The 25,669-nt window shown below is 62.7% G+C and carries 42 protein-coding genes; 8 read left to right on the top strand and 34 right to left on the bottom strand.

Annotation, left to right across the window (positions count from 1 at the left end; translation table 11 throughout):
- Nucleotides 1-38: 38 nt before the first annotated feature.
- From pseI to Q8P46_00315, 13 genes are all read right to left on the bottom strand, one after another.
- Nucleotides 39-1,091 carry a pseudaminic acid synthase gene (pseI, locus tag Q8P46_00375; protein ID MDP2618626.1) on the bottom strand — a complete coding sequence of 351 codons (1,053 nt, stop codon included), beginning with the start codon at nucleotides 1,089-1,091 and terminating at the stop codon, nucleotides 39-41.
- Nucleotides 1,081-1,491 (bottom strand): GNAT family protein, encoded by a 411-nt coding sequence (locus Q8P46_00370; GenBank protein MDP2618625.1) that lies wholly within the window; start codon nucleotides 1,489-1,491, stop codon nucleotides 1,081-1,083. The genes pseI and Q8P46_00370 overlap by 11 nt, the downstream gene beginning before the upstream one ends.
- The gene (locus Q8P46_00365) at nucleotides 1,488-2,297 is read right to left on the bottom strand and encodes an NUMOD3 domain-containing DNA-binding protein (GenBank protein ID MDP2618624.1); all 810 of its coding nucleotides are present in this window, start codon (nucleotides 2,295-2,297) and stop codon (nucleotides 1,488-1,490) included. The genes Q8P46_00370 and Q8P46_00365 overlap by 4 nt, the downstream gene beginning before the upstream one ends.
- Entirely contained in the window at nucleotides 2,290-2,967 is a 678-nt protein-coding gene (locus Q8P46_00360) for a hypothetical protein (protein MDP2618623.1), read from the bottom strand. The genes Q8P46_00365 and Q8P46_00360 overlap by 8 nt, the downstream gene beginning before the upstream one ends.
- On the bottom strand, nucleotides 2,964-3,173 hold the full coding sequence (locus tag Q8P46_00355; protein ID MDP2618622.1) for a hypothetical protein: 210 nt from the start codon (nucleotides 3,171-3,173) through the stop codon (nucleotides 2,964-2,966). Before Q8P46_00355 ends, Q8P46_00360 begins: the two co-directional genes overlap by 4 nt.
- Nucleotides 3,170-3,451: a hypothetical protein gene (locus Q8P46_00350; GenBank protein ID MDP2618621.1), complete on the bottom strand. Its 282-nt coding sequence runs from the start codon at nucleotides 3,449-3,451 to the stop codon at nucleotides 3,170-3,172. The genes Q8P46_00355 and Q8P46_00350 overlap by 4 nt, the downstream gene beginning before the upstream one ends.
- Nucleotides 3,448-4,161, bottom strand: coding sequence for a glycosyltransferase family protein (locus Q8P46_00345; protein MDP2618620.1), 714 nt, complete (start codon nucleotides 4,159-4,161; stop codon nucleotides 3,448-3,450). The genes Q8P46_00350 and Q8P46_00345 overlap by 4 nt, the downstream gene beginning before the upstream one ends.
- Before the next feature lie 402 nt (nucleotides 4,162-4,563).
- Nucleotides 4,564-4,821 carry a hypothetical protein gene (locus Q8P46_00340; protein MDP2618619.1) on the bottom strand — a complete coding sequence of 86 codons (258 nt, stop codon included), beginning with the start codon at nucleotides 4,819-4,821 and terminating at the stop codon, nucleotides 4,564-4,566.
- The gene (locus tag Q8P46_00335) at nucleotides 4,818-4,979 is read right to left on the bottom strand and encodes a hypothetical protein (protein ID MDP2618618.1); all 162 of its coding nucleotides are present in this window, start codon (nucleotides 4,977-4,979) and stop codon (nucleotides 4,818-4,820) included. The genes Q8P46_00340 and Q8P46_00335 overlap by 4 nt, the downstream gene beginning before the upstream one ends.
- A gap of 23 nt (nucleotides 4,980-5,002) precedes the next feature.
- Complete coding sequence (locus Q8P46_00330; GenBank protein MDP2618617.1) at nucleotides 5,003-5,194, bottom strand: hypothetical protein; 192 nt, start codon at nucleotides 5,192-5,194, stop codon at nucleotides 5,003-5,005.
- A gap of 10 nt (nucleotides 5,195-5,204) precedes the next feature.
- Complete coding sequence (locus Q8P46_00325; GenBank protein MDP2618616.1) at nucleotides 5,205-5,468, bottom strand: hypothetical protein; 264 nt, start codon at nucleotides 5,466-5,468, stop codon at nucleotides 5,205-5,207.
- Nucleotides 5,465-6,214, bottom strand: coding sequence for an imidazole glycerol phosphate synthase cyclase subunit (locus Q8P46_00320; GenBank protein MDP2618615.1), 750 nt, complete (start codon nucleotides 6,212-6,214; stop codon nucleotides 5,465-5,467). Before Q8P46_00320 ends, Q8P46_00325 begins: the two co-directional genes overlap by 4 nt.
- Nucleotides 6,215-7,360 (bottom strand): N-acetyl sugar amidotransferase, encoded by a 1,146-nt coding sequence (locus Q8P46_00315; GenBank protein MDP2618614.1) that lies wholly within the window; start codon nucleotides 7,358-7,360, stop codon nucleotides 6,215-6,217.
- Nucleotides 7,361-7,395: 35 nt separating this feature from the next.
- Here Q8P46_00315 and Q8P46_00310 point away from each other — a divergent pair, with 35 nt between their 5' ends.
- Entirely contained in the window at nucleotides 7,396-7,884 is a 489-nt protein-coding gene (locus Q8P46_00310; GenBank protein ID MDP2618613.1) for a hypothetical protein, read from the top strand.
- Between the two features lie 73 nt (nucleotides 7,885-7,957).
- Here the strand turns inward: Q8P46_00310 and Q8P46_00305 are convergent, their stop codons facing one another.
- Both Q8P46_00305 and Q8P46_00300 read right to left on the bottom strand, forming a co-directional pair.
- On the bottom strand, nucleotides 7,958-9,472 hold the full coding sequence (locus Q8P46_00305) for a terminase family protein (GenBank protein MDP2618612.1): 1,515 nt from the start codon (nucleotides 9,470-9,472) through the stop codon (nucleotides 7,958-7,960).
- The gene (locus tag Q8P46_00300; GenBank protein ID MDP2618611.1) at nucleotides 9,444-10,013 is read right to left on the bottom strand and encodes a terminase small subunit; all 570 of its coding nucleotides are present in this window, start codon (nucleotides 10,011-10,013) and stop codon (nucleotides 9,444-9,446) included. The genes Q8P46_00305 and Q8P46_00300 overlap by 29 nt, the downstream gene beginning before the upstream one ends.
- 124 nt (nucleotides 10,014-10,137) lie before the next feature.
- On the opposite strand from Q8P46_00300, the gene Q8P46_00295 reads away from it, so the two are divergent.
- From Q8P46_00295 to Q8P46_00275, 5 genes are all read left to right on the top strand, one after another.
- Nucleotides 10,138-10,350 carry a hypothetical protein gene (locus tag Q8P46_00295; GenBank protein MDP2618610.1) on the top strand — a complete coding sequence of 71 codons (213 nt, stop codon included), beginning with the start codon at nucleotides 10,138-10,140 and terminating at the stop codon, nucleotides 10,348-10,350.
- Nucleotides 10,351-10,452: 102 nt separating this feature from the next.
- Nucleotides 10,453-10,749 carry a hypothetical protein gene (locus tag Q8P46_00290; protein ID MDP2618609.1) on the top strand — a complete coding sequence of 99 codons (297 nt, stop codon included), beginning with the start codon at nucleotides 10,453-10,455 and terminating at the stop codon, nucleotides 10,747-10,749.
- Between the two features lie 8 nt (nucleotides 10,750-10,757).
- Nucleotides 10,758-11,015: a hypothetical protein gene (locus tag Q8P46_00285; GenBank protein ID MDP2618608.1), complete on the top strand. Its 258-nt coding sequence runs from the start codon at nucleotides 10,758-10,760 to the stop codon at nucleotides 11,013-11,015.
- 35 nt (nucleotides 11,016-11,050) lie between these two features.
- Nucleotides 11,051-11,248, top strand: a complete 198-nt coding sequence (locus tag Q8P46_00280) for a hypothetical protein (GenBank protein ID MDP2618607.1) — start codon at nucleotides 11,051-11,053, stop codon at nucleotides 11,246-11,248.
- A 63-nt stretch (nucleotides 11,249-11,311) separates the two neighbouring features.
- Nucleotides 11,312-11,563, top strand: a complete 252-nt coding sequence (locus Q8P46_00275) for a hypothetical protein (protein ID MDP2618606.1) — start codon at nucleotides 11,312-11,314, stop codon at nucleotides 11,561-11,563.
- Nucleotides 11,564-11,780: 217 nt separating this feature from the next.
- Here Q8P46_00275 and Q8P46_00270 read toward each other — a convergent pair whose 3' ends face one another.
- The 19 genes from Q8P46_00270 to Q8P46_00180 form a co-directional block, all read right to left on the bottom strand.
- Entirely contained in the window at nucleotides 11,781-12,749 is a 969-nt protein-coding gene (locus tag Q8P46_00270) for a hypothetical protein (GenBank protein ID MDP2618605.1), read from the bottom strand.
- An 8-nt stretch (nucleotides 12,750-12,757) separates the two neighbouring features.
- Nucleotides 12,758-13,024: a hypothetical protein gene (locus Q8P46_00265; GenBank protein MDP2618604.1), complete on the bottom strand. Its 267-nt coding sequence runs from the start codon at nucleotides 13,022-13,024 to the stop codon at nucleotides 12,758-12,760.
- A 358-nt stretch (nucleotides 13,025-13,382) separates the two neighbouring features.
- Nucleotides 13,383-13,841, bottom strand: a complete 459-nt coding sequence (locus Q8P46_00260; GenBank protein MDP2618603.1) for a hypothetical protein — start codon at nucleotides 13,839-13,841, stop codon at nucleotides 13,383-13,385.
- Nucleotides 13,838-15,286, bottom strand: coding sequence for a bifunctional DNA primase/helicase (locus Q8P46_00255; protein ID MDP2618602.1), 1,449 nt, complete (start codon nucleotides 15,284-15,286; stop codon nucleotides 13,838-13,840). Before Q8P46_00255 ends, Q8P46_00260 begins: the two co-directional genes overlap by 4 nt.
- 200 nt (nucleotides 15,287-15,486) lie before the next feature.
- On the bottom strand, nucleotides 15,487-16,116 hold the full coding sequence (locus Q8P46_00250) for a hypothetical protein (protein MDP2618601.1): 630 nt from the start codon (nucleotides 16,114-16,116) through the stop codon (nucleotides 15,487-15,489).
- Between the two features lie 10 nt (nucleotides 16,117-16,126).
- Nucleotides 16,127-16,360 carry a hypothetical protein gene (locus Q8P46_00245; GenBank protein ID MDP2618600.1) on the bottom strand — a complete coding sequence of 78 codons (234 nt, stop codon included), beginning with the start codon at nucleotides 16,358-16,360 and terminating at the stop codon, nucleotides 16,127-16,129.
- Nucleotides 16,357-17,247 carry a site-specific DNA-methyltransferase gene (locus tag Q8P46_00240; GenBank protein MDP2618599.1) on the bottom strand — a complete coding sequence of 297 codons (891 nt, stop codon included), beginning with the start codon at nucleotides 17,245-17,247 and terminating at the stop codon, nucleotides 16,357-16,359. Before Q8P46_00240 ends, Q8P46_00245 begins: the two co-directional genes overlap by 4 nt.
- On the bottom strand, nucleotides 17,229-18,611 hold the full coding sequence (locus Q8P46_00235) for a DEAD/DEAH box helicase (protein ID MDP2618598.1): 1,383 nt from the start codon (nucleotides 18,609-18,611) through the stop codon (nucleotides 17,229-17,231). Before Q8P46_00235 ends, Q8P46_00240 begins: the two co-directional genes overlap by 19 nt.
- Nucleotides 18,611-18,802 carry a hypothetical protein gene (locus Q8P46_00230; GenBank protein ID MDP2618597.1) on the bottom strand — a complete coding sequence of 64 codons (192 nt, stop codon included), beginning with the start codon at nucleotides 18,800-18,802 and terminating at the stop codon, nucleotides 18,611-18,613. The genes Q8P46_00235 and Q8P46_00230 overlap by 1 nt, the downstream gene beginning before the upstream one ends.
- 14 nt (nucleotides 18,803-18,816) lie before the next feature.
- On the bottom strand, nucleotides 18,817-19,104 hold the full coding sequence (locus tag Q8P46_00225) for a hypothetical protein (GenBank protein ID MDP2618596.1): 288 nt from the start codon (nucleotides 19,102-19,104) through the stop codon (nucleotides 18,817-18,819).
- Nucleotides 19,091-19,612: a winged helix-turn-helix domain-containing protein gene (locus Q8P46_00220; protein MDP2618595.1), complete on the bottom strand. Its 522-nt coding sequence runs from the start codon at nucleotides 19,610-19,612 to the stop codon at nucleotides 19,091-19,093. The genes Q8P46_00225 and Q8P46_00220 overlap by 14 nt, the downstream gene beginning before the upstream one ends.
- Nucleotides 19,609-19,827, bottom strand: coding sequence for a hypothetical protein (locus Q8P46_00215; GenBank protein MDP2618594.1), 219 nt, complete (start codon nucleotides 19,825-19,827; stop codon nucleotides 19,609-19,611). The genes Q8P46_00220 and Q8P46_00215 overlap by 4 nt, the downstream gene beginning before the upstream one ends.
- Complete coding sequence (locus Q8P46_00210) at nucleotides 19,824-20,840, bottom strand: hypothetical protein (GenBank protein ID MDP2618593.1); 1,017 nt, start codon at nucleotides 20,838-20,840, stop codon at nucleotides 19,824-19,826. Before Q8P46_00210 ends, Q8P46_00215 begins: the two co-directional genes overlap by 4 nt.
- A complete protein-coding gene (locus tag Q8P46_00205; protein MDP2618592.1) occupies nucleotides 20,837-21,388 on the bottom strand; it encodes a hypothetical protein in 552 nt (183 codons plus the stop codon). The genes Q8P46_00210 and Q8P46_00205 overlap by 4 nt, the downstream gene beginning before the upstream one ends.
- A 3-nt stretch (nucleotides 21,389-21,391) precedes the next feature.
- Nucleotides 21,392-21,784 (bottom strand): DUF2312 domain-containing protein, encoded by a 393-nt coding sequence (locus tag Q8P46_00200; GenBank protein ID MDP2618591.1) that lies wholly within the window; start codon nucleotides 21,782-21,784, stop codon nucleotides 21,392-21,394.
- 221 nt (nucleotides 21,785-22,005) lie between these two features.
- Nucleotides 22,006-22,353 (bottom strand): hypothetical protein, encoded by a 348-nt coding sequence (locus tag Q8P46_00195; protein MDP2618590.1) that lies wholly within the window; start codon nucleotides 22,351-22,353, stop codon nucleotides 22,006-22,008.
- A 71-nt stretch (nucleotides 22,354-22,424) separates the two neighbouring features.
- Nucleotides 22,425-22,808 carry a hypothetical protein gene (locus Q8P46_00190; protein ID MDP2618589.1) on the bottom strand — a complete coding sequence of 128 codons (384 nt, stop codon included), beginning with the start codon at nucleotides 22,806-22,808 and terminating at the stop codon, nucleotides 22,425-22,427.
- Between the two features lie 366 nt (nucleotides 22,809-23,174).
- Complete coding sequence (locus tag Q8P46_00185; GenBank protein ID MDP2618588.1) at nucleotides 23,175-24,131, bottom strand: ParB N-terminal domain-containing protein; 957 nt, start codon at nucleotides 24,129-24,131, stop codon at nucleotides 23,175-23,177.
- A complete protein-coding gene (locus tag Q8P46_00180; GenBank protein ID MDP2618587.1) occupies nucleotides 24,128-24,364 on the bottom strand; it encodes a YdaS family helix-turn-helix protein in 237 nt (78 codons plus the stop codon). The genes Q8P46_00185 and Q8P46_00180 overlap by 4 nt, the downstream gene beginning before the upstream one ends.
- 106 nt (nucleotides 24,365-24,470) lie before the next feature.
- Here Q8P46_00180 and Q8P46_00175 point away from each other — a divergent pair, with 106 nt between their 5' ends.
- Together Q8P46_00175 and Q8P46_00170 are read left to right on the top strand one after the other, a co-directional pair.
- The gene (locus Q8P46_00175; protein MDP2618586.1) at nucleotides 24,471-25,100 is read left to right on the top strand and encodes a helix-turn-helix domain-containing protein; all 630 of its coding nucleotides are present in this window, start codon (nucleotides 24,471-24,473) and stop codon (nucleotides 25,098-25,100) included.
- An 88-nt stretch (nucleotides 25,101-25,188) separates the two neighbouring features.
- Nucleotides 25,189-25,669, top strand: a 481-nt coding sequence (locus Q8P46_00170) for a hypothetical protein (protein ID MDP2618585.1), incomplete at its 3' end; no start/stop codon positions are given.

Genomic DNA, 25,669 nt, shown 5'->3' with positions numbered 1-25,669 from the left:
GTTTCGGCTTCGGCTTTTTCATTTGCGGCCCTTGCCTTCTACCGCGCGACCAACCGGCCCATGCCGACGGCTTCGCGGACTTCGCGACGGTCATTGCCACAGTCGATATCGACCAGAGCCAACGGCAGGCCGCGTTTCAGATCGCGCACCGCAGGCTTGCCGATCACCCGGTCCCACTCGCGCGGATGCAGCCCGTGGCCCGGACGGATCGAGCGGATGTTGTCGGCCGTCAGGATTTCACCTGCGGCAATATCGGCAACCACGTAGAGCGAGCGCCGGAGATCGCGGTGCGGCATCGGAACCGCCGCCGGTTTCTGGATAGCAGCCCACGCCTCACGGCAGTTGACAACCATCGCCTTGAATTCGTGCGGCTCAAGACTGAAGGCCGCGTCCGGACCGCCGTCGCTCCGGTCCAGCGTCAGGTGCTTCTCGATGACGGTGGCGCCGAGTCCGACGGCAACCGCCGGCAGCGTCACCGACAGGGTATGGTCGGAAAGGCCGGTCGGCAGTCCGAAGAGCTTGCCGATACCGGCCATCCGCCCGAGGTCCGCCGTTCCTGGATCGCTCGGGTAAGACGAAATGCAATGCAGCAACGTGCGCTCCGGGGCCGCGACACTGGCGATGCGCGCCTCGTTGATATCCTCGGAACTCGCCATGCCGGTCGAGATGATGAGGGGCCGGCCCTTCGATGCCGCGTACCGGATCAGCGGAATGTCGGTGATCTCGAACGATGCAATCTTGTAGGCCGGCGGATCGAATTGCTCGATGAAGTCGACGGCCTCCCGGTCGAACACCGAACTGAAGCACGGAATGCCGATGGTCCGGGCGTGCGCGAAGATCGCGGCCAGCATGTCCGGCGTGGTTTCGGCCTCGCGGTAGAGATCGATCAGCTTCCGCCCGTCCCAGATGCCGCCCGAGATGACGAAGCCCGGCCCGTCGTGATCGATGGTGAGCGACTCGGCGCGGTACGCCTGTAGCTTGATCGCATCGGCGCCACTGGCCTTAGCTGCCTCGACCAGCCGAAGCGCGCGATCGATGCGGCCGTTGTGGTTGGCCGAAAGCTCGGCGACGATGAGGGGCTTATCGCTCATAGGTCTCCTGCACGTGCCGGAACCCGAGGCCAGTGAACATCGCCTTCGAACGGTCGTTGGCCGGGTTCAAGTTTGCCAGATACCGACGGCGCGGCGTCCGTCGCATCAATTCCTTGATTGCTTCCGCGCCGATGCCTCTGCCCTGAAACGCCTTGAACAGATGGACGCCGATCTCGTCACGCTTCGACAGGTAGATGGCCCCGGCGACTTCTTGTGTCTCCGTCAGGATCAGGAACCAGACGCGATAGGGCTTCGACCGAAAGAACTTCAGATGCTCGCGCCATGCCGGCGTCTTGCCGTTGTGCGAGATGTTGATGGCGTCGGCGCCATCGCGTTCCTTCAGCAGCGCGTAGAGTATCCGGTCGGCGTCGGGATGCTGGTAAACTGAGACGAGATTCATGCGGCCTTGGCGCGCTCAGACCAGTCATAGCCATATCCGGCTAGTATCCACGTGAGCGTGCCGCGCGCGATCCCAAGTCGCTCCGCCTCAGCGTCGAGCCATCCCCACGGAACCTTTTTCTTGCCGGGCGGCTTCGCTTCCCTCCACCGCCGTCGCGTCTCCTCCACCTGTTCCAGTGTCAAGCGCGCTCTCCTCTTTGCGCTCGCAACACGCCACTCAGGATGATCCGCGTAGGCGCGTCGAATGCTGTCTGACAGTTTGGCGCACGTCTCAGCCGACCGTTTTTTCCCGCGCCGCGACGCCGACAACTTTGCTCGCGTCTCCGCCGAGATGGGCGGGTAATTTCTGCCTTTGTTGGCGATGGAAATCTTCTTCCGCGTCTCAGTGGATGGCGGTCCATACTTTTTGCCGATATGAGCCGCGCTCAATTTGGCACGATGCTCAACGCTAAGCGTTTTCCCTTTGTGTGCCATAGAGATTCTAGATCGAACAGAAATAGAATGTCCTGACCGTCCTCCTTCAGAAATATTTACGAGAAGCCCTCCATCCTCGCGGCGACCTAGCAACGCGATGTGATTTTTCTCGATGGCTACTGCCTCATCACGCGTCAGCCCATCCGCAAGGATTCTGGTCTCTGGCCTTAACCCGCGCTCCCGTAATTCTCTCGCAATTTGGCAATACGCTTTATTGCGGCCCGCGCTGTATTCATAGGCGCGCCTCTTCGTTCCAATTCCCACATAGAACGGCGCACCAGAGACAGGCGACCAATGCTCGTAGACAACAACGTCGCGCAAATCATTACCCACGCTCGAAAAGCCACCACGTCACGTCGTCCAATCCGGTCAGGATTTTCCAGCAAAATCCGCACGCCACCGGCTTCAGGTCCGGGAAGTTGTCGAGGTAGAACGAGCCGAAGTCTCTCGTAAACAGCTTCCCGGCGTGGCCGCGATAAGGAACCTCGCGCGGCTCCTTCGAGAAATACTCGATGGCGACGATCCAGCGGCCGGCATGGTCGTGAATGCGGCGGCAGAAGCCGAGCAGTTCGTCCGGTGGGATGTGGATCAGAACGCCAGCCGAAAAGATCAGATCGACCGTACCGATGGCGTCGTCGAGACCGGAGTAGGCGTCGAGTTCGTCAACGATGCCGGAGTCGATCAGTGTCCCACGCGCAAGATCGTTCGGCTCGACGGCAAAGAACCTGGAGCCGATCAGATGCGAGCGGAGCGCTGCGAGGTTGATGCCGACGTTCGCGCCGACTTCCATGACGCTCTGCGGCGGATGCACAAAACCGGGTGGCCCTTCAACGAGGACCGGCTTCAGGATATCCGACCATAGCCGCGCTTGCCGCTGGACGCGCTCGGGCGTGAGGGCGTTCCTCGCTGTGTATTCGTTGCCGAAGTCGCTGCGCCACCATGCGACCGTATCGGCCATCGCGCCGCCCGCCGGTCCACCGTAGAGCGATACGTCTTCGCTCACTTCCGCTTGTCCTTCTCCGGCGCGTTGGCGAGGATCGACCCGGCCAGCGTCTCGATTTCCTCCCGCGTCGGATTGTAGCCTTGCCGGAGTATCTTCGAGGCGAGGGTGACGATCTTCGCGGCCGGGACGTTGTCGGCGCGCGAGTCCCTCACCTTGCGGCGTGACGGCTGCACCTTGGGCTTGGCGAAGCTGCGGGGTTTTCTCATGCCGAATCCCGCGTCCCTTGGAAATCGACATCCGCAACCACTGCGGGATGGAACCGAACTTCATCGACGACACGCTGCAAGACCGGGATCAAAGCCCACAGCACGTCCGTCACACACAGGTCGTTGACGGTGAATCTCCGCTCCGATCCGCCCGCCTCCAAGAGACGGTTTATCTCAGGCACAAGCCGCTCGTTCTTGGCGCGAAGGTCTTTCAGCATCGCTGCCGTTCGTTTGAGGCTTGCCTGTGACAAAGCTTCAAATTCAGGACTCAGGTTCATGCCGCTTTCCTCATGGCGTTGATCGCCTCGATCTCGGGATTGGCGCGAAGAATATCCAGCACCGCCTGCATCGACTCCGGTTCCCCGTGCGCATGGACGGCGCGCAGGAATTCCAGATCCTCCGGCCAGTCCAGCGTCCAGCGCTTGCCGGCCAAGGTCCGGTCCGGCGATGTGAGGTTCGCACGTCTCGTTCCGGCTTCGCGCTTGACCCGAGTGGTAACATGCTCCCGCTCATACGGCTCATCCGCCAACATCGACGCGACGGCCAGCGCCTCGACCGTGAACACCTCGCAATCCAGCCCGGCAGGGAACGAGCGCGGATCGACGTTCGAGGCGTAGTCAACGTCCTCCGCTGCCCTCAGAGCCACCACGTCACCGCACACGGCCGGATCGATCAGCGGGCAGTCCGAGGTCACCCTGACGACGATGTCGGCTCCTGCGCTGCGTGCGGCTCCCAGAGTACGGGCCAGAACGTCTTGCTCGGAACCGCGAAAGGTTTTCGCTCCCGCGCCCTTGGCGTAGGCTTCGATCTGTCTGCTCTCCGGTTGATCGGGGACGGCGCAGACCACCACATCGACACCGGGAATGCGCAAGGCCCGCTCGATGACGTGCGCGATGACAGGACGCCCGGCGAGATCGGCAAGCACCTTTCCCGGCAGGCGAGTGGAGTTGTGCCGGGCCTGGACGATGGCGGCAGTCAGGTTGGCCATGGTCCGAGAGGCGGACGGATTTCATCGAGCGTCTCGCGTATCCATGCCGTCGAGAGGCTCAGGCGAATCCGTGTGAGGAACGGCTTGCCTTTGGAGCGTTGCCACCCGACCATGAACACCGCTTCCGGCGACGGCGGAGGCATGCACAGCCGAAGCATCCACATCTGTTGTGCTTCGGTCATGGCCCGCCAAGCACCCGACAGATTTCCCGGCGGAAATGTCGCTCGCCTTCATGCCGTCGGACCGAGAGAAGCCTGTCGAAAAGGCCAGTCGGCCATTGCTCCGGGTATCGAGGGTCAACGTTCAGAAGCGCCGCCATGTAGGGATAGCGTCGCTCCCGTGGAATAGTTGGCGGAGCCGGGTGGCCGTACTCAGTCAGCAGCCCCGTATCTGGAACCGATCTCATGGGTTCTCCGTGTCATTGTCGACAAACCCGACCACGCCATACCCGGTGACCTCGACGATATGCACGTCCTTCCATCCGATTCGCTGGTCATCGCCACCGTAAGGCGTGAACGAGACAAGCCCGGCCGGAACCTCGCCAGTCCCCTGCGCCTTCAGCAAATCAATGACGTGTCGCGTTACCTCTTCGCGGTCCTGAAACTCTCGCTGCGTGGCGAGCGAGTCGGATAGATGCCCGCGATGTTCGCGAAATTTCATGCCACGGTCTCAATCTTCAGCGGCACGAGCTTGTCGTCGATCACGACATAGACCCGCTTGCTCGTCGCCACGAAAATCCGGCCTTCGTGCTGGACCATGCTGACGCCCTGCTCGTCGTCATCGAACGTGTGGATGAGCTTTGTTCCCGGCCGTCTCATAATCTCGTCAGTCAAACGTGGGATCACGCCGCAATCTCCGTCATGGGCAGGAGAACGATCGCTGCGCCGCCTATTATCGTGAGCAACCCGGCCATTCCTACGGCTGACCAGTCCCGAACGTCCAACGCTTGCCACAGCCAAACCAGACCGATGACAATCATGAACCCGCCCGGCAGCATGGAGAGCAGCATCATGGGCGTTTCGATTTCGCTCATGCCGCAAGCCTCACCCTGCTTCCGGCCCTACCGCCGCCGTCTCGTTGCCGATGAACTGGCCGCAATAGAGGCTCGCAATATCATGGCTGGCGTCGCGTTCGGCGTAAAGATGGATGGTGCCCGACCCGGGCTCCTTCACCTCGAAGCTGACCTCGGACAGAACCGTGAAGCCCAGCGGGTCCACTCGCACCTGCACCGGCAAGCGGTCATTGGGCAGCGTGACCGGATCGTCGTCGATCCACAGCCCAGCGTACATCGTGACCATTTCGCTCATGCCGCGACCCTCATTGCAAAACCGCGCCCCGCCAGATACTCGGCCGCGCCCTTCGGCGTGGCGTCGCAAAACTGGAAGAGTGCTCCGACCCCGAGCCCGTGAGCCTCGGTCGTCTCCAGCACGTCCGCCATGTCAGGATAACCCGAGCACCCGCCCGACGCCACCACCGGAATGCGCACCGCCTGCGACACCTTTGCGATCATCTCCCGATCGTACCCGGCCATCGTGCCGTCGCGCTCGACCGCGCACAGGATGATTTCCCCGGCGCCCAGCCTTTCGACTTCCCTTGCCCATGCCACCGGGTCGAGCCCGGTTGCTTCGGTACCGCAGCGCGTGGAAACTTCGCCGGCCCTCACGTCAATGGAGATCACGACGGCCTGTGAGCCGAAGCGCTCCGCTGCTTCCTGCACGATGCCGGGCGTCCGCACGGCTGCGGTATTGATGGCGACCTTGTCAGCCCCGGCTCTCAGAAGATCGCGAATGTCGTCGACCGAACGGACCCCACCGCCGACAGTCACCGGCATGAAGCACTCGGCCGTCAGATCGGCGATCAATCCCGTGTCCGGCCCCCTGCCTTCAGGTGTTGCGGCGATGTCCAGAACGACAATCTCGTCGACACCGCGCATCTGGTGGACGCGGGCGGCTTGAAGAACGTGACCGACAACCCGGTTTGCGTGAAAGCCCCGGCCCTTGACCAGCGCGCCGCTCCGGGAAAGCAGCGTGGGAATGATCCGGGTTTTCAGCACTTAGGCCGCTTGTGCCCGGCCCGCCCATGCAACGAGTTTCGGCGTGCCGTCCGCGTCCTTCACGATAGTCTGGCCAATCCTTTGGAACAGGTCGGGGTTCGTCCACCTGTCGCACTCGGCAACGTATTGCTCGACCGTCAGTCCGAAGTACGCCAGCACCTCCGCAATCGGCTTGCCGAGACTGGACCGCGGGAAGCGCTCTGCCGCAGCGACCATCGCCAGCCCCTCTTCGCGGGTCAATCGACCGCGGCGGATATGGTTGCACGCGATGTCGGTGGCGCGGCCGTAGCCATATTTGAGAAACCGCAACCAGTCCCTCAGCACCGTGACGTGGTTGTCGAGGTTCTCGTAGTTCGCAAGGCTCGTCTCGACCGGGTGAGGCGAGACCTCAAAGCCGTACTGTTGCGCGACCAGCGCGTTTCGCCAGCCGTCCCATTCGAGATAGTCGCCGAGCCAGATGCCAAGCGCAGCAGCCTTCATCAACACATGGGCGACCGGGAACCGGAACGGTTCGAGATCGGCCGCGGTCAGCCCATCCTCTCCGATCAGATCATCCAGCCGCATGCCGAGCATGCCGCCGAACTGGCTGACCCAGGCACCGTCGAGATTGGTCGCCGGTTCGATGCCCTCTGGCGATGAATACTCCCGCTGCGGCTGCTCGCCCCAGACGACCAGGGGGATATCGAAGGTCGCCGCGATTCGCGTCGGGATTGCCCAGATGGCGCAATGCTCAGGCCAGCTCATGTCGCCGACGCGGAACAGCCCGAGCCGGACCAGCTTCTTGCGAACCTCGACGTTCGGCGTCCACTCGATCACGTCGGCGAAGCGCTTCAGGTTGTCGAGATTGCGCCGGCCGATGCCCGACAGCATGTCGGTCGCGCCGTTCACCGCCAGCACGCGCCCCCCGAGTTCCTTCAGCTTCAGAACCTGATAGGTCGAATCCTTCCCGCCCGAGACCGGCACCACGGCATCGTATGGCGCACCGCGCGCCCGCGCCTCGGCCAGCAGATCGACAAGCGCCGCCTGCCGTGAGGACCAGTCGATGCCTTGCCGATCGTCGAACGACCGGCACCCGGAACACACGCCGTCAACGAAATGCGTGTCGGGCCGGGTGTTGGGATAGAGGCATCGGGTGCAGCGGATCACTGGCGTTCGCTGCTCTCATCCACGTCCGGGAAAAAATGATCGAGGAATATCGGAAGCATGCTGGGCAGCCCCGAATCGGTCGATGCAAGGAACTCATCGAGCTGCTTGCGAAGCTCAACCGCATTGGCGAGCGTGATCGCCACCTGAAGGAAATCCCTGTTCCTCGCGTTCACAAGCGACGGGTCGCGGATGCTGATCAGCACATGCTCGTGCGCACTCTCAGGCGGAGCAGCGAGATAGCCGACACCACTGATCATCTCTGTCACAGCGTCTTCTCCAAGATCGCCCTGATTGCTTCCGGCCGCGTCCGTCCGTCGAGCGCCGCGTCGAGCTTCGCCAACAACTCGGGCGGCAACCGGACCAGCACACCCTCGTTGCCGCGTTTCTTGTCGCGTCGTTTCTGGGCAGGCTGTGATATCACCGCCCTGAGTTCGGGGATGGTTGGCTTCGAACGTGATATCACCTTGGGCTTTGGTGATATCATCGCTGCCGGCTTGGCTTGTGGCACCACAGCGGCCGGCTGACGCTCAACACACCGATGAACGCGACCGACCAAGATGTAGGCCGCACCGCAGCGTGGACAGCGATCCCCTGCCGTCACGGCCGATGCGGATTGTAGCCGGAGACGCCTTCGTGGACGATCTCGCCGCGGCGCTTCGGTGGCGCATCGAACAGGGCATAGACCGCAGCATCGCCATAGTCCGGCGAACGGCCCAGACGCTTGATGATGTCCGGTTTCGACTCCACCTGGATGCCCCTCGGCGTCATCTTCCAGCGCGGCGCGCAGAGATCCGCCTTCAGGGTTTGATCGGGCGGCAGGCTGATCGGATGCTCGGCCATCGGATCGAGGGCTTCCCGCATCCGCCAGTACCACAGAGCCCGCCGGTTGACGAAGCCGATCTTGCCGGAAATATCCCTTGCGTCCGTTGGTTTTCCGCCGTGCATCGCAACCACGTTGACGCCCTGCCCGTCGAGGTGGCCGTAGGCTTCTCCGCCCGGTCCGACCACATCGATGCAGGCCGGTGCACCGTTCCTGAGCGCCCCGACGATCAGCCCCGCCGTGGTCCGGCTGTCCGGAGTCGACTTGCCGGGGTGAACCTGCGGCTGCCCGAACCAGTCGCTATACCGCGGGATCAGGACGGTGTTGTCGGAACCACCCATCGCCACGTCGACACCAAGCGCGGACATCGGCCGGCGCGGCTGTTCCGGCGTCCATCTGGCCTGCGCAGCCGTCACCCAGGCAGTCGGCACCACCTGCCACGGATTGTCCTCACGACCGGCCGTGAAGTCGCCGCGCAGCATCTGCGAGCGCAGCGGTTCCGGCAGTTGCTGGAGGGTCGCCTTGTAGCCGGTGGCGAGCAGGAACGGGTTGTCGTCGATGCTCGACGGAATGAAGGTGCGCGACCGCGGCGTGACGTATTCGCCGCCGATCACGACCCCGCCGTCCGGTCCCTCAACCTCCCGATCCTTGCCCTCTTCGTCCGATATGAACCACCGAAGTTCGCCGGGAAGAGCCGGGTTCGGGTGCTGATCATCCAGCCACGGCGCCCAGTAGCGAATGATCCACTCGCCTTCGGCTGTTTCCGGCGGGTTGCTGGCCCCGATCACGCGACACCGCTGCTTCGGCTTGGTCGAACGGTTCCATGTGATGACGTAGCGAAACTGGCGTTCGGTGAACTGCGTCAGCTCGTCGAAGCCGTAGAAATCGTGCGGCTGGCCCTGATAATCCGTCTCATCGCCGGGGTGCTGCATGCCGCCCATGCGCATCACTCGGCCGTCGCCAAGGTTAAACCGATGCTCCGGGTGCGCCGCGTAGCCGTCCCGCGTGCGGCGGATCTCATGCGCCCGATCGACCAGCGCCGACAATTGCTTGTACTCGCGCCGGAACAGGATCGAACGGGTATGCTCGGTCAGCCCGAGACCAAGCAGAAGGTCCGATTTTCCGCCTCCAGCGGAACCTCCGTACAACAGAACATCCGCCGTGCTGTCGTAGGCCTGGCGTTGCGGCGTCGGAACCTGCGGGTTCTCGATGTCGATCATCGGACGCCACAGCGTTTCCGCCATGTCGGCCGCAATCAGCGCGTCAATCTCCGCCTGTTCCTCGGGTGGCAAGGATCGCAGCCAGTCGTTGAGCGCGTTCAACGGGGGTAAGGCCACTGACATCGCTGGTTTCAATCGGACCGCCGTCCTTGCCTGTAAGCTCGTGTTTGTCGGGAGCGTTCCAGCCTTGGAATTTGGCGAGGCTGTCGAGCGCCGACCGCTTGTCGCTGAGCTTGATCTTCTTCAGGTGGCCGACAACCGTCTCGCCAACGGTGATCTCGCTGACTTCGATGCCGGCAAGAGCAGCAACCGTGTCATCGTCGAGTTCATGGATCGGCTTGAGCGAGCCGTTCTCGTTGAACGCCCTGCGGATATCCTGGAAGGCGATCTTCCGGTATTCGGCCAACAAGTCGCTGCGCTGTAGTTCAGCCTTAGTGGCGAGATCGGCACGAAGACGCCCGACTTCCGCTGCGATCTTAACATTCTTCAACAGGCGGCACGCCTGCTGTTCTGCGGTTCGTTTGCTGTAGCCGGAACGGATCGCAGCCTGTGTTGCGTTCAGGTCGACCAGGTATTCATCGACGAACCGGCGCTGTTTTGCGTTGAGCGCCATGGGGATTTTCTCACTTCACGTCCTTGTGAGCGGATGCCGCTTGCAATTCGTTAAGTTGTTCCTTATCCTCGGAACATAGCCGAGGCAATGAGGCCCGGCTCAATCGGTCAGGAGGACCTTTCAAATGATCGCCTTCACAGCCAAAGATTTGGGCGTCATTACCAGCGCGCTCTATGCCGCTGCCGATCAGTACCTCAAAGACGCCAACGCCGCGCAAGCCGACGTTGCTACCGGCCAGACGAAGGGGGTTCAGCGCCTCGCCGATCAGTTCCTTCGCCAAGAGAAGGCGGCGCGCTCACTCGCTGAGCGCATCGAACAGGAAGCCGACATCGCCTGACGCAACGCCCAGCCGGTTCCTTCGGGCGCCGGCTGCACGATGCGCCACCGCATCACGACCACGGCAATCGGGCCTGGTCGATAGGTCAAAGGACCTCTGGCAATGAAACGTCTCCGCACCATCACGAGCTACACCGGACTGGCCCGCTGGAACATCGAGCTAAGCGCCCGGCCGATTGCGTACCTCGCTCGCGTTCAGGTCGAGGATATCCGCTCGCCGTATGCCTACTCGCCCAGCGTTGCAATCTGGGACTGGCGCGGCCGTCCCGTGATCTTCTTCGAAACCTCGCACCGTCGCTATGAGGTGTTCGAAGTGCCGGCAACCATGCTCCGGTTCAAGACCGACGACGAGGCGACCGACTGGCACATTCGCTATTCGCGCCCCGTGGCCGCGGCATAGGGGGCGACATGACCAACCCCGAAGCCGTGATCTTGGGCAAGCGGTTCGCTTTCAAAGCCGCGGCCGTTGCGAAGTGGATGGACGCAGTTGGCGTGTCTCAGGTCACGGACCTGATTGCGCGCTATCCCGGCATAGACCACGCCGAAGCGATGGAACGAACGCGCGCCGAAATCTGGCAGTTCATCCTTGACGACGCGCAAACCTACGTGATCCCCGGCTGCGAGAAGGACAAGACCCGCGGCCCCGTCCAACCCGATTTGTTTTGAGGAGATCGACTGTGAAAGCACCATGGAAAACCGGAATGGTCGAGAAGATCCAATACACCAACGGCGGCGCCGGCAATCAGTGGACGACGATTGACGGGGTTCGCTATGCGACGTGGTTCGCTTGGGGTCCGAACGAGCCGACCGTAGGCGAGCCGACGCGCTATCAGCCATACCGCGCCCCGCTCTGGCACGGACAGCCGGACATCGACTGCGCGCGTATCGCCAAAGCCTGACGCAACCCCGAGCGGCCGGCCCCGGTCGACCGCTCCCAGATGCGCCAGACAGGAGGACCGACCATGGCCGCACCGTTCAAGCAAGCCGTAATAACCGCCGAGGAGCTTGAGCGCGTCGGCCGCGGTCTGTTCGGCGATCAATGGCAATCGCCCCTTGCCCGTGCGCTGGACATGAACGAGCGATCGGTCCGCTACATGCTGTCCGGCGAGCGCGGCATCCATGCCGGCATCGTGAGCGACCTGTTGGCGATCGTCGAGGCGCGCGAAGCCGAGTTGCACGAAATCGCCAAGGTGCTACGGCGCGCGCTGCGCTGAAAACGACCGCCACAGATCGTCACTGGCGGGTTTTCGGAGGGTGGGTGGTACGATCCTGCCTACCAAACTCAAGGGTTTGCGGGGCGATCGAACCGGGTCCGAAACGACGACGCCCCGCCTAGTTCACTGGCGAGGCGTTCATCCGGACGTACCAAATCATGTGCAGGGTATGTCAAGCGACTGCCGCACGCAAGGGGTTTGCTTGCGTTCGGTTTTTTCAGCCTGTCGCGATCCGCTCCTTCGCCCGCTTGATCCCCCGGAACGGCGGCGGCCCGGCGGATGGCCGAGGCTCCCGGTAGAGCGGCTGGCGGGGTCTCTGGTCCACAAGGATGCGCCTGGGCGGCGGTGCGCCGGCTTCCCATGGTCTCGCCGGGAGTTCGGGCGGAAGCGGCTCCCACTCCTCCAGCGAGGTTCCAAGCTGGTCGACGAGGTGGCCGATGGCGGCGTGCCAGATTTCATACTCGGCGCGCATCTCGATGATGTCGGTCAGGTCCGGATCGTAGTAGTGTTTCAGGTAAGCATCGTCGTAAGGCCGTTGCGCCTTTTTGTTGTACCCGTCGATCTCGATCTCGTAGGCGCCGGTGTCCTCTTGGATGATCGTCTCGCGGCGGAACCACTTGGGCTTGCCGCGCTCGCTCACGGTTTTCAGTTGCGGCTGCTCGGTCTTCCACTCGGGAGCGTTGCCCATCGTGGCGTAGTGCAGCACCACCTCCGTCGCCGACTTGCGGAGCGCGAAGCCCTGCTCCCTGTTGGCGACGCGCCAGTTGCGGAGGCTGTAGTTGACCGGCTCGGCCTGGGAGACCGGACCCTGCCGGAAGCACAGGCGATCGACTGCCTTGGCCACCGCGGCTTCGGCCCTGGCCTCGGGCAATCCAAGTTCGTCGATCGGATTCCAGTCCTCCCAGATGGTGAGCGTGAGGTGGGCGAGATCCTGCACCTGCCACCAGACCGTCGTTGCGTCCGGGTGCGGGTTACGATCGGCGGTGAAGTCCGGAACTACCCCGTAGCGATTTCTGATGTCGGTCTCCTGGATGGGAACACCGTAGACGCCGGCCTTGGAGATTGCCGCCCATCCGGGCTGTGACCATGTCGGGCGAGTGGTGAACCCGCCGAGAGCCTGCGCCTTGGGCAGCTCTTCCCGCCAGGACCAGCGGATCAGCTTGGATATTTCGATCGGGCGCTTCATGCGGCTAGTCAGTCCCAAGTGCCGTCAAGAACTTGCTGTAGATAGGTTCGCTCGCTTTCGGTCTCTCGCTTGAAGTTTCGCTCGCGTTGAATCAACATCTTGACCGAAAGGCTCATTGAGCGGTTTGCGGCGAGGTCGGGATCGAACCGAGTAACAACCATGTTCTGTTTGCGTTGCTCCAACAGCGCCGGATTGAAAAGCCGCTTCAGAGATTGCGCCGCCCATGACCGATCATTCGGGCCACCCGGCCCCATTGGACGGAACAGGCGTGGCAAGCGCCATGTCTTGCGCTGTCTTGGCGGCGGCCTCCTTCACAGCCGCGCGCCCGCCGACGATTCCGGCTGGCACGAATTTCAGAAACGAGCGTCGGTTCATTCTGCCGGCGTCCCATGAAACTGGATGGAGCGAAGGCAAAGCCGGCACTTCGGAAAACTGCCCTGCTCGAAAAGCCGCCCGGCAAATCCGGTCTGGCGTTTGCAAAGCGAGACGACCTCGGCTGCGCCTTTGCGTCGGAAGTAGTGCGCCTTGGTGCAGCTGCCGATCGGGAGCGCCCAGCCTTCCCGAAAGCCGACAACGCGATGACCGGACATCATGCGGCTTCGCGCCCTCTGAGCAGGTAGTCGCGCGTCCACGTCATGCGAACGGCTCAGCCTTCCACTCACGCGACGGCGACCAGTATTCGCCAGCAAGTCGCTCTCCCAAGTCCCACGCCTTCGACAAGTCCGACATCGAATGCACGCCAGCGCCGAGGCGGCCGATTTGACGCTCTGCCTCTTCCGCACAGCACGCGACGTAGGCATCCCAGAGAAGCTGGCGCCGCGTTTCAGCCCAGTCGATTTTGCTGGCGAGGTCGTAGGCACTGATCGCCGCCCGTATCGCCTCGATGAGGTCTTTCGGCCGGCACCAAGTTTTCTCGCTGACGTGCGCGACCCACTCGGACGCCCGTTCCGCACCGCGCGTCCTCGCCACGTCCTCACGGGGGATGTAGTAGTTGCTCTCGCCGGGAGCGACGAGGCCAGATTCCATCACCCACCACTGGCCGTGCTCGGATAGGAGCGCGCCGTACTCTGCGATGATCTCTTCGCGTGTCATTTTCCGTCTCCATCTGGCTTCGGTTCTTCGGAAACATCGAACCTGCGTGTCAGCGCCGCGTAGCGCATCCACACCGACCCCGGCTTCCCGATTTGCGTATGATACCGGCTCTTGGCGACGCGGAGTTCGGCACGATCGCTCTCCGCGGTCGGCTTCCAGATCACGATGCCAACGTCTGGTTTATTTGCCCAGTGAGCTGAATCCGAGATCGAGTAGAGGCCGGGCTTCTCGCCTGCTCCAAGCTTGGTCGGATGCGCCACCACGATCACATGCACGTCGAGGTGCCGCGCCAGGCGCTTGAATTCCTTGATCGCCCGGCCGGTGTATTCGGTGAGGCTCACATCGTGCGGCCGGTCGTGATCGAGTTCGTTCCACGGATCGATGCTGATCACGCGACAGCCGTGGCGGATGACGGCCGCGGCGCACTTGTCCAGCACCCATTCGAGATTCGCCAGATCGTCGTCGTCGGGCACGATGAAAATGAAATGCTTGTCGATCCACTTGTCGGCTTGGGCGACTTCCTCCGGGCTCACCAGTTCGCGGCCGGCGCCATCGGTCAGCGGCCGCTTGCAGAACCATTCCCGGAGCGCGCGGCGATAGTCCGATTGTGGATGCTGCTCGAAGCTGGCGATCGCCACCGTCCATCCGTGCGTCTCGACCACGCGGCAGAGAAGATCGTTCACCCACGTCGTCTTACCGTCGCCGGGGCGGCCGGTGACTACGCAGAAATCGCCCATGCGGATGCGGTAGTGCGGCCTGAGCCAGTCGAAGCCGGTCTCGTATTGCTGGCGATCTGGGTACGGCGGCAACTCCGACATCCGGTAGATGCCGTCGACCTTGCACCATTGCGCCCGCTTGAACACCTCGTGGACGCCGCGCTCGCCGTACTTCAGCAGCGTATCGTTCAGGTCTTTGCAGCCCTTCGGGTATCGCACCCACTTGCACTTCGCCTTGCCGATCCTGAGCGCCAGATCGTTCATCAAGGACATGCCGGGCTCATCGCCGTCGACCGCCAAGATGATCTCGCGGCAGTCCCGCAAACCGCCCCTGCCGTGATCTAGGTAGGTGTACTTTCGCGTCGCTTCCGCATCCTCGACGCGCCGGGCCGGGGCACCGTCCGGCACCGACATCGTGCGGACAAACCCGCACTGGATCGCCACCAGCGCGTCCGGCTCGCCCTCGGTGATGATCAGCGGCGCATCGGCCAGCGTCGGATCGACCAGAACGTTGTAGTTCCAGAAGCATTTCGTCGCGTCCGTGTCCTGCCAGAATCTCTCCTTTGGCAGCTTGCGATGCTTCCGGTTGACCTGCTCGCCGCCGACGAAATACGGGAAGACGAGAACCTCACCACCATCGTCGTTCCTGTAGCTTTCGAGACCAAACTTTGACGCCAGTTCCGGGTCGATGCCGCGGCTGTCGATCCACGCGACTGCGCTCTCGCTCATGCCCATTTTTCAACCTTCCCGACCAGCCGCAATGATGACAGTTGAAAATAATTCCTTCGCCGTCGATGCGGACAGAAAGCGAGCGGTCGTGCTTGTGTTTGACGCGCTTGTGCCAGCACTGGGGGCACCGCGTTTTCCGGTTGCCCGGTGACGTGTTGCGAAGATCGATGCCGGCTTCGCGGAGGAGATCGTCGTGCATCTCATAGCCCCACCTTCATCCTCGCTTCCGCAGGATCGTCGGGAAGCGCGCCTCGAATAATCGCGCCGATATATTCGCCAGCGTTTTGCTTGGTTGCCGCCATCTCGATCGCCGCTCGTGCCAGCGGAATTGATCCGCCCTTCGCCTTCAAAAGCTTGACGATCTGCCCTCCGGCGGACTTGCCGAGCACTGCCTTGCCGCGGTCGAACAGGTCTTTTTCAGGATCGAGTGGCGCGCTTACCGCGCCCGAACCGTTGGGTTCGGCATTCTTTCTTTCTCCCTCTCCCTCTCCCTCTCCTCTCTCTCTAGACAAGCGCTTTGCTTGCACGTCGCTAGCGTCTTGCTCCATACTCTGTAGCGTTTGATCTACAACGATAAATCCGGCCTCCCGCAGTGCATCCAAATTCACCTCGGAGTCGGCGTTGATGCGCCTCGCAACCCATGTCGGATCGAACGGTATTTTGTTGTCGGAGCGACTTGCTAGCAGCCAGATAGCAATGAGGTGCCACTTGCTAGCATCCGGCAAGCGGCTGAATTCGTAGTCGTCGAGGAGTTCGTTGTAGAGTTTGATCCACGGCGGCGCGCGGTCCTTGTAGTGCTGGAAGCGCTCGAAGTTTTTGACGCTGAACATGCGCACGGGTTCACGCCTCCGCCAGTTCGAGATAGCGAATGAGCTCCGCGGCTTCCTCGTTCCGGAGCACGTCGAGTTCCGGGGATCGGAGCGCCAGGATGGTTTGCTTTAGTCGATCGTCGGTGACGCCGTTGCCCTTGGCGGTGAGGATGAGGATCTTGGTGGCCATGCAGAGGGTTCGCCTGGCGATGGCGGCTTTCTGCTCGGGGGTGGATTCGGCGAAGAGCGTGGTGAGGTCGGTCATTCTGCCGCCTCGCTGGCTGCGAACAGGTCACCTTGCCGGTCTTCGGCATCCAGAAATCGGCACGCTTGCCGCCAATATGCCTCCTTCAATTCGACGCCTAGAAACCGCCGCTTGAGCCTCAACGCCGTGACGCCTTCTGATCCGATGCCGGCGAACGGCGACAGAACCACATCGCCCGGATTGCTCCACATCGTGACGGCGCGTTCGATCACGTCGAGTTGCAGCGGGCACAGGTGCCGCTCGTCAGAAGCCTCGCGCGCCGCCTGTACGTTCAGGACGTTGGATTGATCGATCGTCATCCAAACAGGCGATGCCCATTCCTGCCATTGATCTAATGGAAATTCCTCCGGCGTATGTTCGATTGGGTCCGCATTCTCGCCCGGCTTGATGAACGTCATCAGGTAGTCGGGCATTCCGCCGCGAGACTTGGACGAGTCCTTGCGAAGCTGCTTGTAGAGAAGCCCTACGTGTTTCGTGCGCGTCATCTCCGTGACTGGGCTTTTCCAGATCGTGCGCCGTGAGTGCATGATCCAGCCGGCGTCGGCGTGCGCCCGGATAATGTCGCCGGAGAAATCCTTGATGCCAATTGCGCCGTCCTTCCATTTTGTCATCGGAAGATCGGAACAATGAACCGCCGTCAGTCGACCGGGCTTGGTGATGCGGAATTTGTCGCGGACAAGAAAACGGTAGTGCTCTGCGAATTCCTCGTCTGTCGAGTTGCCCATGTCGGCAACGCTGTCCGAGTAGACAAAAAGCGAGCCGAACGGCGGCGAGTAGACCGAGAAGTCGACGCTGTCCGCTGGCATCTGCGCACACACGTCGACGCAATCGCCGTTGATCATCTGGAAGCGTTCGCCCTGATGCGAATTCAAGCAGCGGATATCCACGACGCCAGCCTTGTGTTGTGAGTTGGTTGATATGCGGCCTTGACGATTGCCGAACGGCCGGTGGCCCGGCGCATGGCGGCTCGCATGGCGATCTTCATGGATGAGTGGTCGTCGGCCTTCCGGTCGATCACCCGGCCAATTTCGTTTTCACCTTCGGCCACGACAAGATCGACTATAACTTGCCGCTTTTGTCCGAAGCGCCAGCACCGGCGAACCGCCTGATAATACGTTTCGTAGGAGTACGATCGCCCGACAAACACCATGCGGGCGCAGTGAGACCAGTCGAGGCCGAACCCGCACATCGAAGGCTTGGCGATCAAGTGTCGTGCTTCGCCGGATTCGAAAGCCGCCAGTCGATCTTCCTTCTCATCGATCGACATTGATCCGCGGACTTCCGTCGCCCCAGGCAGAGCCTTCTTGAGAGCGTCGGCCTCATAGTTTGAGTCGCACCAGATCAATCGGCTTTCGTCCGTCTCGGATGCGACAATCGCGGCAACGGCATCGGCGCGGGCATTGATTGTTTGCCGCTTCACATCGTGCAGCGTTGTCGCGGACAGGACCGGCGCACCGAACAGGTCGGCCAGTTCGTTGTCGATGCGACTATCCGCTGCCCTGTGCCGCCGCACGGTGAACGGTGGAAGAATGAACCCATCGTCACTGTCGCCAAGATCACTCGGCGTTGATGCCATCCGCGCCCATGAAGCCATCCAGTCCCAGAACGAATTCACGGCATGACCCTTGAGGCGCCATTGCTGCGAGGCCGTCGATGCGTCGTTGATGAAGAACCGCGACAGCATTTCGTTCGCGGCCATCACCTCCATGAATTCGGAGTAGTTGCCGAGTTCCATGTGATCGTTCGGTGCCGGCGTCGCCGTTGCCGCCATCTTGAAGCGACACCCCTTGAAGGCGTCAATCAATCGGCGTGTCGTCTTTCCGGTAAAGCTCTTGAGGATCGACGCTTCATCCAGCGACACGATGCCGAAGGCGGCCGGGTCGATCCTGTCGAGCCGATCATAATTGCAGATGTTGATACCGGGGCCGGCATCCGACTGTTCGCGGATCACGCGGGCCTCGTAGCCCCAACGATCTGCCCTGCGTTTCGTCTGACCGGCGACCGCGAGAGGCGTCAGAATCAGCGCCTTGCCGTTTGTTTCCTCTATCGCCTTCTGGCAGAATTCCAACTGGCATTCGGTCTTGCCGAGGCCGGTATCGAGAAACAGGCCAGTGCATCCGGCGCGAAGCGCAAACTCGACGCAAAGATGCTGGAACGGGAATAGATGAGAAACGAGTTCCGGCACATGCACCATGCCACGCTCACGCGCCCGGATGGCCTTGCTTTCGAGAAAGGCGGTGTACGCGTTCATCACGCCGCCTCCCCCTGCGCTGCGAGATAGGCGTCCGCCTCGCGCTGGCATAGTGCCCAGAGGGCGTCGTAGAGGTCGCCCGAGCATCCGAGGTCGGCTGCGATCACCAGCGCCTCAGTCGCCACCCTGTACGTCGGGGACAGGTCTCTGAGCCGGGCTGAGGGCTGGGTCTCGGGAGAGCGGAGGGTCACGCCGTGGGAGCGGTTCATGCCGACTTGCGCTCCCGCTCGTTGTCCGCTTCGGTCACCGCATTCAGGGCCGCCAGCAGATCGCGGATTTGTTCCTCGAACGGTGCGGCTTCGCGGAAAAATCGGTAGAGACCGCCGAGCGTTTCGGCGCGCTTCCGGAGTTCCTCCATCGTGTGGCGCAACCCACCACCGGCGAGCCCGCGCGCTTCCAGAATCTCGGCGGCGTTGACAGCCTCGGCCGCACCTCCGGCAGCGCCAAGAAGCTCGACAGCGATCTCGTCGAAGGACTGGTCAGGCAACAGCAAGGCCGGTCTCCCGCGTCCGTCCTATCTGGCGAACCTTGTGCGTCGTGGCTCCGGGCGAGCGCCCGAGTTGCCGCGATGCATCGACGACCGATAGGCCAGAGACATAAACGAGGTGTTCAAGTTTCTTGATCTCGTCCGGCGCCCAGTGGCGATTGTCGCCGCGCTTGCGCGATGGGTCTGCTTTCACGTCGAACACCAGCCGGTATCCGGTTCCCCACCGCGCCTCGATCCCGACACCAAGCGGGCGGACCAACTGACGAATCTTGCTCATGTGAACGCGGATCGTGATCGTGTCCTCCGGTCCACAGTCGGCGCCGTAGATGCGCTGGAGCAATCGGTCATGCCGAACGGTCCCCGGCCACGTTGCGTTCAGGACGATGAGAATTTCGCTCATGCGTGGCGACAGGCGGGCCGTGACGCCGTTCCGCGTTGCCTGATGGGTGTTGAGGTCGACGATGAGGCGAGACGGATCGACCGGCTGGCCGCAGCACGGACAGACGGCGGTCATGGTTGCGCCCTCCTCTTGTGTCCCAATACCTCGGCGGTAAAATCCTGCGCGAGCTGATCGCACATGCCGGCGCAATGGCGCGGGCCGTTGATGATCGACAGCCACGCCAGCCCGGCGGTCACCATGTCGGCCGCTAGGCGCTCGGCTTCGGACTTGCCGCCGGTGTCATGGATGCCGCGCACGATGTCGGACAGGTCTTCGGTGAGGAGGCTCATGCTTCCGCTCCCGCCAGTGCGTAGCCGATGCCTTTGACTTCCGTCACTTCCAGTTCAACTTCCGCCAGGATGCCGCCGTTCAGCGCGCCGACGGTGTGCTTCAGGCGCATCTCCGCGTCGTCCCCGCCGATGGGGCCGTAGAGGTTCGAGGCGATGTACTTCAGCCCGATCGGCGACGGCGCACCGCGCAAGAGGATCGCGCAGAGCTTCGCCTGCCTTACGGTCAGCGGAACCGATGCGCCCTTGAAGGCGATCTTCTCATTGCCCTCGGCGAGGGTGACGGTGACGCCGGCTCGGGAATATTCGGGGTGCGATGCGCCGTTGGTGGCTGGTGGCTGCGGCGCAGGCATAACCTCTACCGGCGCTTTCGGCTTTGCCACCGGTCCCGGTCGGGCGCTCTTCACCGGATCGCGCGACGGAAGGTTCAAGTCCTTCTTGATCTGGTAGACGCGGCTCTCGTTGACGCCGACAATCTTGGCGATGGCGCTGGCCGATTTCCCCTGCCCCCAGAGCTGCGCAACACGCTCCTTGGTGTTGCCGCGTGGGGGCGGTGCAGGTTCGGCTTCCTCCAAGTCTTCGGCCTCGTCGGCAATCTCCGACATGACGTCGGCCAGCGGGACCAGAGTTTCCGGGTGTTCCTCGACTTCGGCGAGCCGTTCAGTGGCCAATTCGACGTCGGCCCTGTCTTCGTCCGTGACGGGCGTTTCCGCTTCCGGCTCCTGTGGAGCCTCGATCACCGGCGCGGGCGTCTCCGGCCGCCTGAGAAGGCGCGCGAGGCCGTCTGCCGGCTCCGGTTGATCGGGATGCTCGTAGCGGAGTTCGTCGGCCCACGCAGGTCCGAGATCATCGTCCTCATCGCCAAGCATCGAGTTTTCGATATCGGCGTAGCTCTCCGCCCGGTCCTTGTTCGGGAACACCGCCACCACCCGCAGCCAAGGCTTGCCGTCGCCGTAGCGGATGCAGACCAGATGCACGGTCTCGGACTCGGTGAGGACCACGTAGGATGCGCTCATGCCGCCGCCCCTTCGTTGAACAGCACCAGTTCTTTCGGAGGAACGCGGGCGAGCGTCGCCGCTGCCCAATCCCAAACGCAAAGCGCATCGCAGCGATCTTCGTCCCGGCAATCCGCAGGCACGTATCCGAGAACCCGGCAGCGCTGCATGATCGCCCGCTTGCGCGGCGTCCGCCCGCCGTGGCGAGCCTTGCCAGTGAAATGTTTCGTCACCGTCGCCACCGCAGATTCGTGACAGGGGATGCCGAAGCGCTGGCACATGCCGTCGATGATGCAATGCAAACCGAACGCCGATCGGACCGCCGCCTCGTTGACGTGATGATCGGAAAAGGCAGCAAGCGAGAATGGCGCTTCCTTCGCGACCAGCGCCGGGCGATACTCGCGGAACGTCTTGTCGAGGAATGCGATCAGGTTCGCGGCCTGAAGCGAAAGCGCGCCACCGGGCTTCGACAAAGCGACAGTGGACGACTCCGGCATGGTGCCGGGCATCCCGGCCGCGAAGCCGAGAAGCCGTCCAACGTCAAACCCGATGATCGCGCCGCTCTCCATGGATCAGTGAACCGCCTCGGCCTCGCCCAGCGGCTTCGGATCGGCGCCAAGCGCGGCTTCACCGAGCGGCGTGTCGGCGAGCGGCCCGAGCGCTTCCTTCATCTGCTCGAAAGCGGCGCCCTCGTCGATGTCGAGGCCGGCGGCGAGTTCCGCCTTCTTGCGGTCGTAGCGGCGATCCTTCACCATCGCCTTCAGCGCCTTGGAGGGGATGCCCTCGTCCTTCGCCTCGATGATGACTTCCTTGATGTCCTCACGGATCGTCTTCGCCTTCTGCATGTACGAGCCGCGCTCGCTGTCGATCTGCCCTTCCAGGTTCTCGATGCGCTCGATGAAGGCTTTCGCCATGTCGGCGTCGATGCCGTTGGTCTGCTTCGAAACTCTCGTCTTGCGTGCCATGTAACTTTTTTCCTTCAGGTTTGAGGGATCAGCCCCACACACCGAACGCCAAGATCACCGCCCCAGCGATGCTCCAGAGAGCGGCCATTGCGATGATTGATCGATCTCGGGCGGTCATGCGCGCGCTCCGTAGTGGATCAGGAATGATCGCCCGGCCGGGACTACGCGGGACGACGACTGCCCCGGCCGGGCGTCAACGCGCTTGGGAGGAAGCGCGGAGGTCATGGGGATGGCTCCCCGGAAATAGACGCCGGCCGACAGCCCATGCCGCGAGGCCACGGCGGGGCGGCCGTCGACCGGCTATCCTCGCCAGTCGAGATGCGGCGGACGACTGGGCGAGGAATTGTTGCGATGCTGAACCTGCGCGGCTCGACGGCGCGCGCACGGCGCTTGCGGAGGGCGCTGACGGCCTTGCGATAGTCGGGCCACGTCAGGTGACCGGAAAGGAAATTCTCTCTCAGCGCCCACAGGTCGGCGCGGAAGATGCGCTCAGCCCGGAGCGCAGGATCGGATGTCGCCGCGGCCATGCCGGTGAAGCGCATCATCCGCCGCATGGCGAATTTTTGCATCGTCCCGTCCTCGTACAACGAGCCTCGTCCCGGAGGCGTGTGAGTGATCCGCTACGCGGGCCGTGTGGCCCCTACCCGCGCAGCGCGTTCCTTTCGGTTGCCGCGGTCGCTCGCACCACGGCCATTGCCATCTCGTTCCAGAACGCGCGTTGCCGATCGGCCGGCAGGTCCGCCACCGCCGCCTCAACCAGCTTCGCGCCGTGTTCGCTTCTGAGGATCGCCAGCACCGCCTCCGCATCCGGAGTCCGGTCGCCGGCCAGATATCGTTCAGCCGAACGTACCTCGCAGCCGATGATGGTTGCGAGTTCAGCCGCCGCCTTGTTCATCCACCAGCCGCGCGCTGCCTGCATGATGGATGGAAAAATCGACCGACCACTTGTGTGCCCAGCCGGTCGGTCGCCGACCAGTTGGTCGGTTGCCGTCCCGAGCGCGATGGTGGACGATGCCGGTGCCATGTCAGACCCCGACAACAAAAGGGACGGAGCGGGAGCCGGAGCGCCGTCCTGCGGGTATCAGGACAGCGTTCGGCCCCCGCCTCTTCACCGCGCCAGGCCGAAGATGTATGAGCGCATCGACGGCAAACGGCGCGGGAAGTCGATTGGCGGGAGGGCTTGTTCCGAAGGCTACGGCGGCGGCTGTGTCAGCTTGCCGCTTTCCGCCGCCGCGCCCCCCGGACGAGAAGCCTCCCGCCGCAAGGTCGTGATGTGAACGCCGCCGGGAACCTTCGAGACACGGGGGCGACTGTTGTGGTCCCCGGCGGCTATCAGCGCCCGCCGGGGCGCCGATTGGAATCAGATATTCGATTGGGACGGACCGGGAGGTCATGCGGCCCGCGCTCCCGTCGGCAGTTCGTGACTAGAACCGACAAGAATTGGCGGGTTCGGTGGGAACGTGCGCAAATCGAAAACGACGAAATGCGTCCCGTCACCGTTCGATTGCTTCTTCGGCTTCACGATGTCCCGGTGGCGGATCATATGAGCGCGCCACGCCGCCAGATCGATCACGTACCAACGACTGAATGCCACGGCGTCGTCGTGAGCCGCGTGCGCATAATCGAAGGCCACCTGATTGGGCCGAACGTCGCGCTCGATCTTGTCCATCGGCCAAGGCGGGTCGATAACAAGCACCGAATATTTGCCGCTCGGCGACGGCACGGCGACGGCCCGCACGGCGTCATTGGCCGCGCGCTTCGCTTCGGTCTCTTCGTCACGGATGGTTCTGGCCGCGCCCTTGACGGCCGCCTTGCCGTCGTCGCCGGGCAGATGAACGCGGGAAACCGAGGGTTTGCGCCGCGATCTGCCGTCGGCGCCGACGGTTTTTTCCAACTGCGGAATTTCCGCAGTTGCTTCGAGGCCGGCGCGCACCGTGCCAACAGTCTTGTCGTCAACACCCAATTCCGCGGCGATCTGCCGGTTGCTTCGGTCCGGTCGCTCGCGCAGGTCGTCGGCGATCAGAACGCGCCGCTGTTCCTGATTGAGATGGCGGCGGGCAAGATTAAGCTGGCGGGCATGCGTGCGCTTGTCGGCCTCGGATGCGAACGTGCGCACGATGCGCGGCCATTCCGAAATGCCGAGTTCGGCGCACGCCTTGATCCGGTGATGGCCGTCGAGAACATTGCCGTCGTCGTCGTACTCGATCGGCACCATGACGCCGCGTTCGGCGATATCGGCCTTGAGCGCGTCGTAATCGTCGCCGGCCAGATCAGGCAGAAACTGGTAGCGCGGCCTCGTCCGATCCAGACTGGCGGGAATCGTCAAGTCGATATCGGCCGCGGTCATGCGTCGATTCCTTGCGTGATGCGATGATTGGGGCCGGGCTGCGAATACAGATCAGGCCGGAGAAGGTGGCGCGGGATGCCAGTCACGCGCTCAACGTCGGGAACGTACTCAGCCGGAACACGGCCGATTTTCCTGTGCCAGTAGGAAATCAGCTGCGGGGTTTTGCCTATCGCGCGGGCGAGGTTCGATTGACTGCCCGCACTCTTGATCGCCAGTTCCAAGCCGTCCGACATACGGCTCTTTTACAATCATCTTTGTAACGGCGCAACAACTAAATTTGGCGCGCCGCTTGTAAGAGCCTTCGCTATAGGCGAAGCTATGTCGGAACTAGGAAAACGCGTGAAGGAAGCCCGGCTGGCGAAGGGACTAAATCAGTCCGAACTCGCCAGAAAGATCGGCGCTACTCCACAGATAATTTCAGCCATCGAGGGCGGCGACGTTGCGAACACGAAATATCTGGGGAAACTTGCGAAGGCGCTAGACCGACAAATCGAATGGCTCCAAGGGGATGCCGATTCGAGTCTAATTGGCGGTTTTAATCTTAACCAAGTGCCCGTCAGAGGGCTTGTCGCGGCCGGATTGTGGCAGGAAGATGGGCAACTGGTTGGGGACGAAACACCCGTGCCAAGCTCGCCGGACCCACGGTTTGCGCGGCTTCCGCAGGTAGCGTTTCGTGTCATCGGCAACTCAATGAACAAGCTTGTCGCTGACGGCGAATACGTGATTTGTGTGGATTACGCGGAAACGCCCATGCCCTTGCGCGAGGGCGATGTTGTGGTGGCCGAGCGCCGCCGTGCGGGCGAGACTGAACGGACTATCAAGACGGTGCGGTCAACCAGGGGCCGGATCGAGCTTTGGCCCCAGAGCACCGACCCTGCCCACCAGAAGCCTATCGCAATGGGTGCCCGCGAGGATGATACCGAGGTCGCGGTTGTCGGCCTTGTCATTGGGTTTTTCCGGCCCCGCTAAAAAAATTTGTCCCCAGCTACAAATTAGCCCTTGTAATCTACAAACGTTCTTGTAGACTATCCCTAATCGAACGGAAGGGATCAGGGACATGGCAACGACGCGGCGGACGAAGGCGAAGGCGAAGGCTGGCGAGACGAAGGCGCAAGAGGCTGCGCCGATCATCGCCGTCAAGGGCTTCGGCCCGGATTGGACGTGTCGCGGTTTCAAGTTTGAAGTCGGGAAAACCTACAAGCACGATGGTCCGGTCGAGCCGTGCGAGTCCGGCTTTCATGCCTGTCTCGATCCGTTCGACGTGCTGTCCTACTACGGCTTTGACGGCAAGTTTGCGGAAGTCGAGTTGGCCGGCGAGACGAAGCCGCACACCGAAGATACCAAGATCGCCGCCGCCGAGATCACCATCAAGGCCGAACTGACCATCCCCGCGTTCATTCAGCGCGGCGTCGATTTTATCATGTCGAAGGTGGATTGGAAGGGCGCATCGGAAAGCAACACCGGCGACGAGAGCGCCGCCACCAACACCGGCGACCTGAGCGCCGCCACCAACACCGGCAACCGGAGCGCCGCCACCA

The sequence above is a fragment of the Hyphomicrobiales bacterium genome (genome assembly GCA_030688605.1).
Lineage (GTDB): Bacteria > Pseudomonadota > Alphaproteobacteria > Rhizobiales > NORP267 > JAUYJB01.
This window is presented reverse-complemented; position numbering and strand designations above follow the sequence as displayed.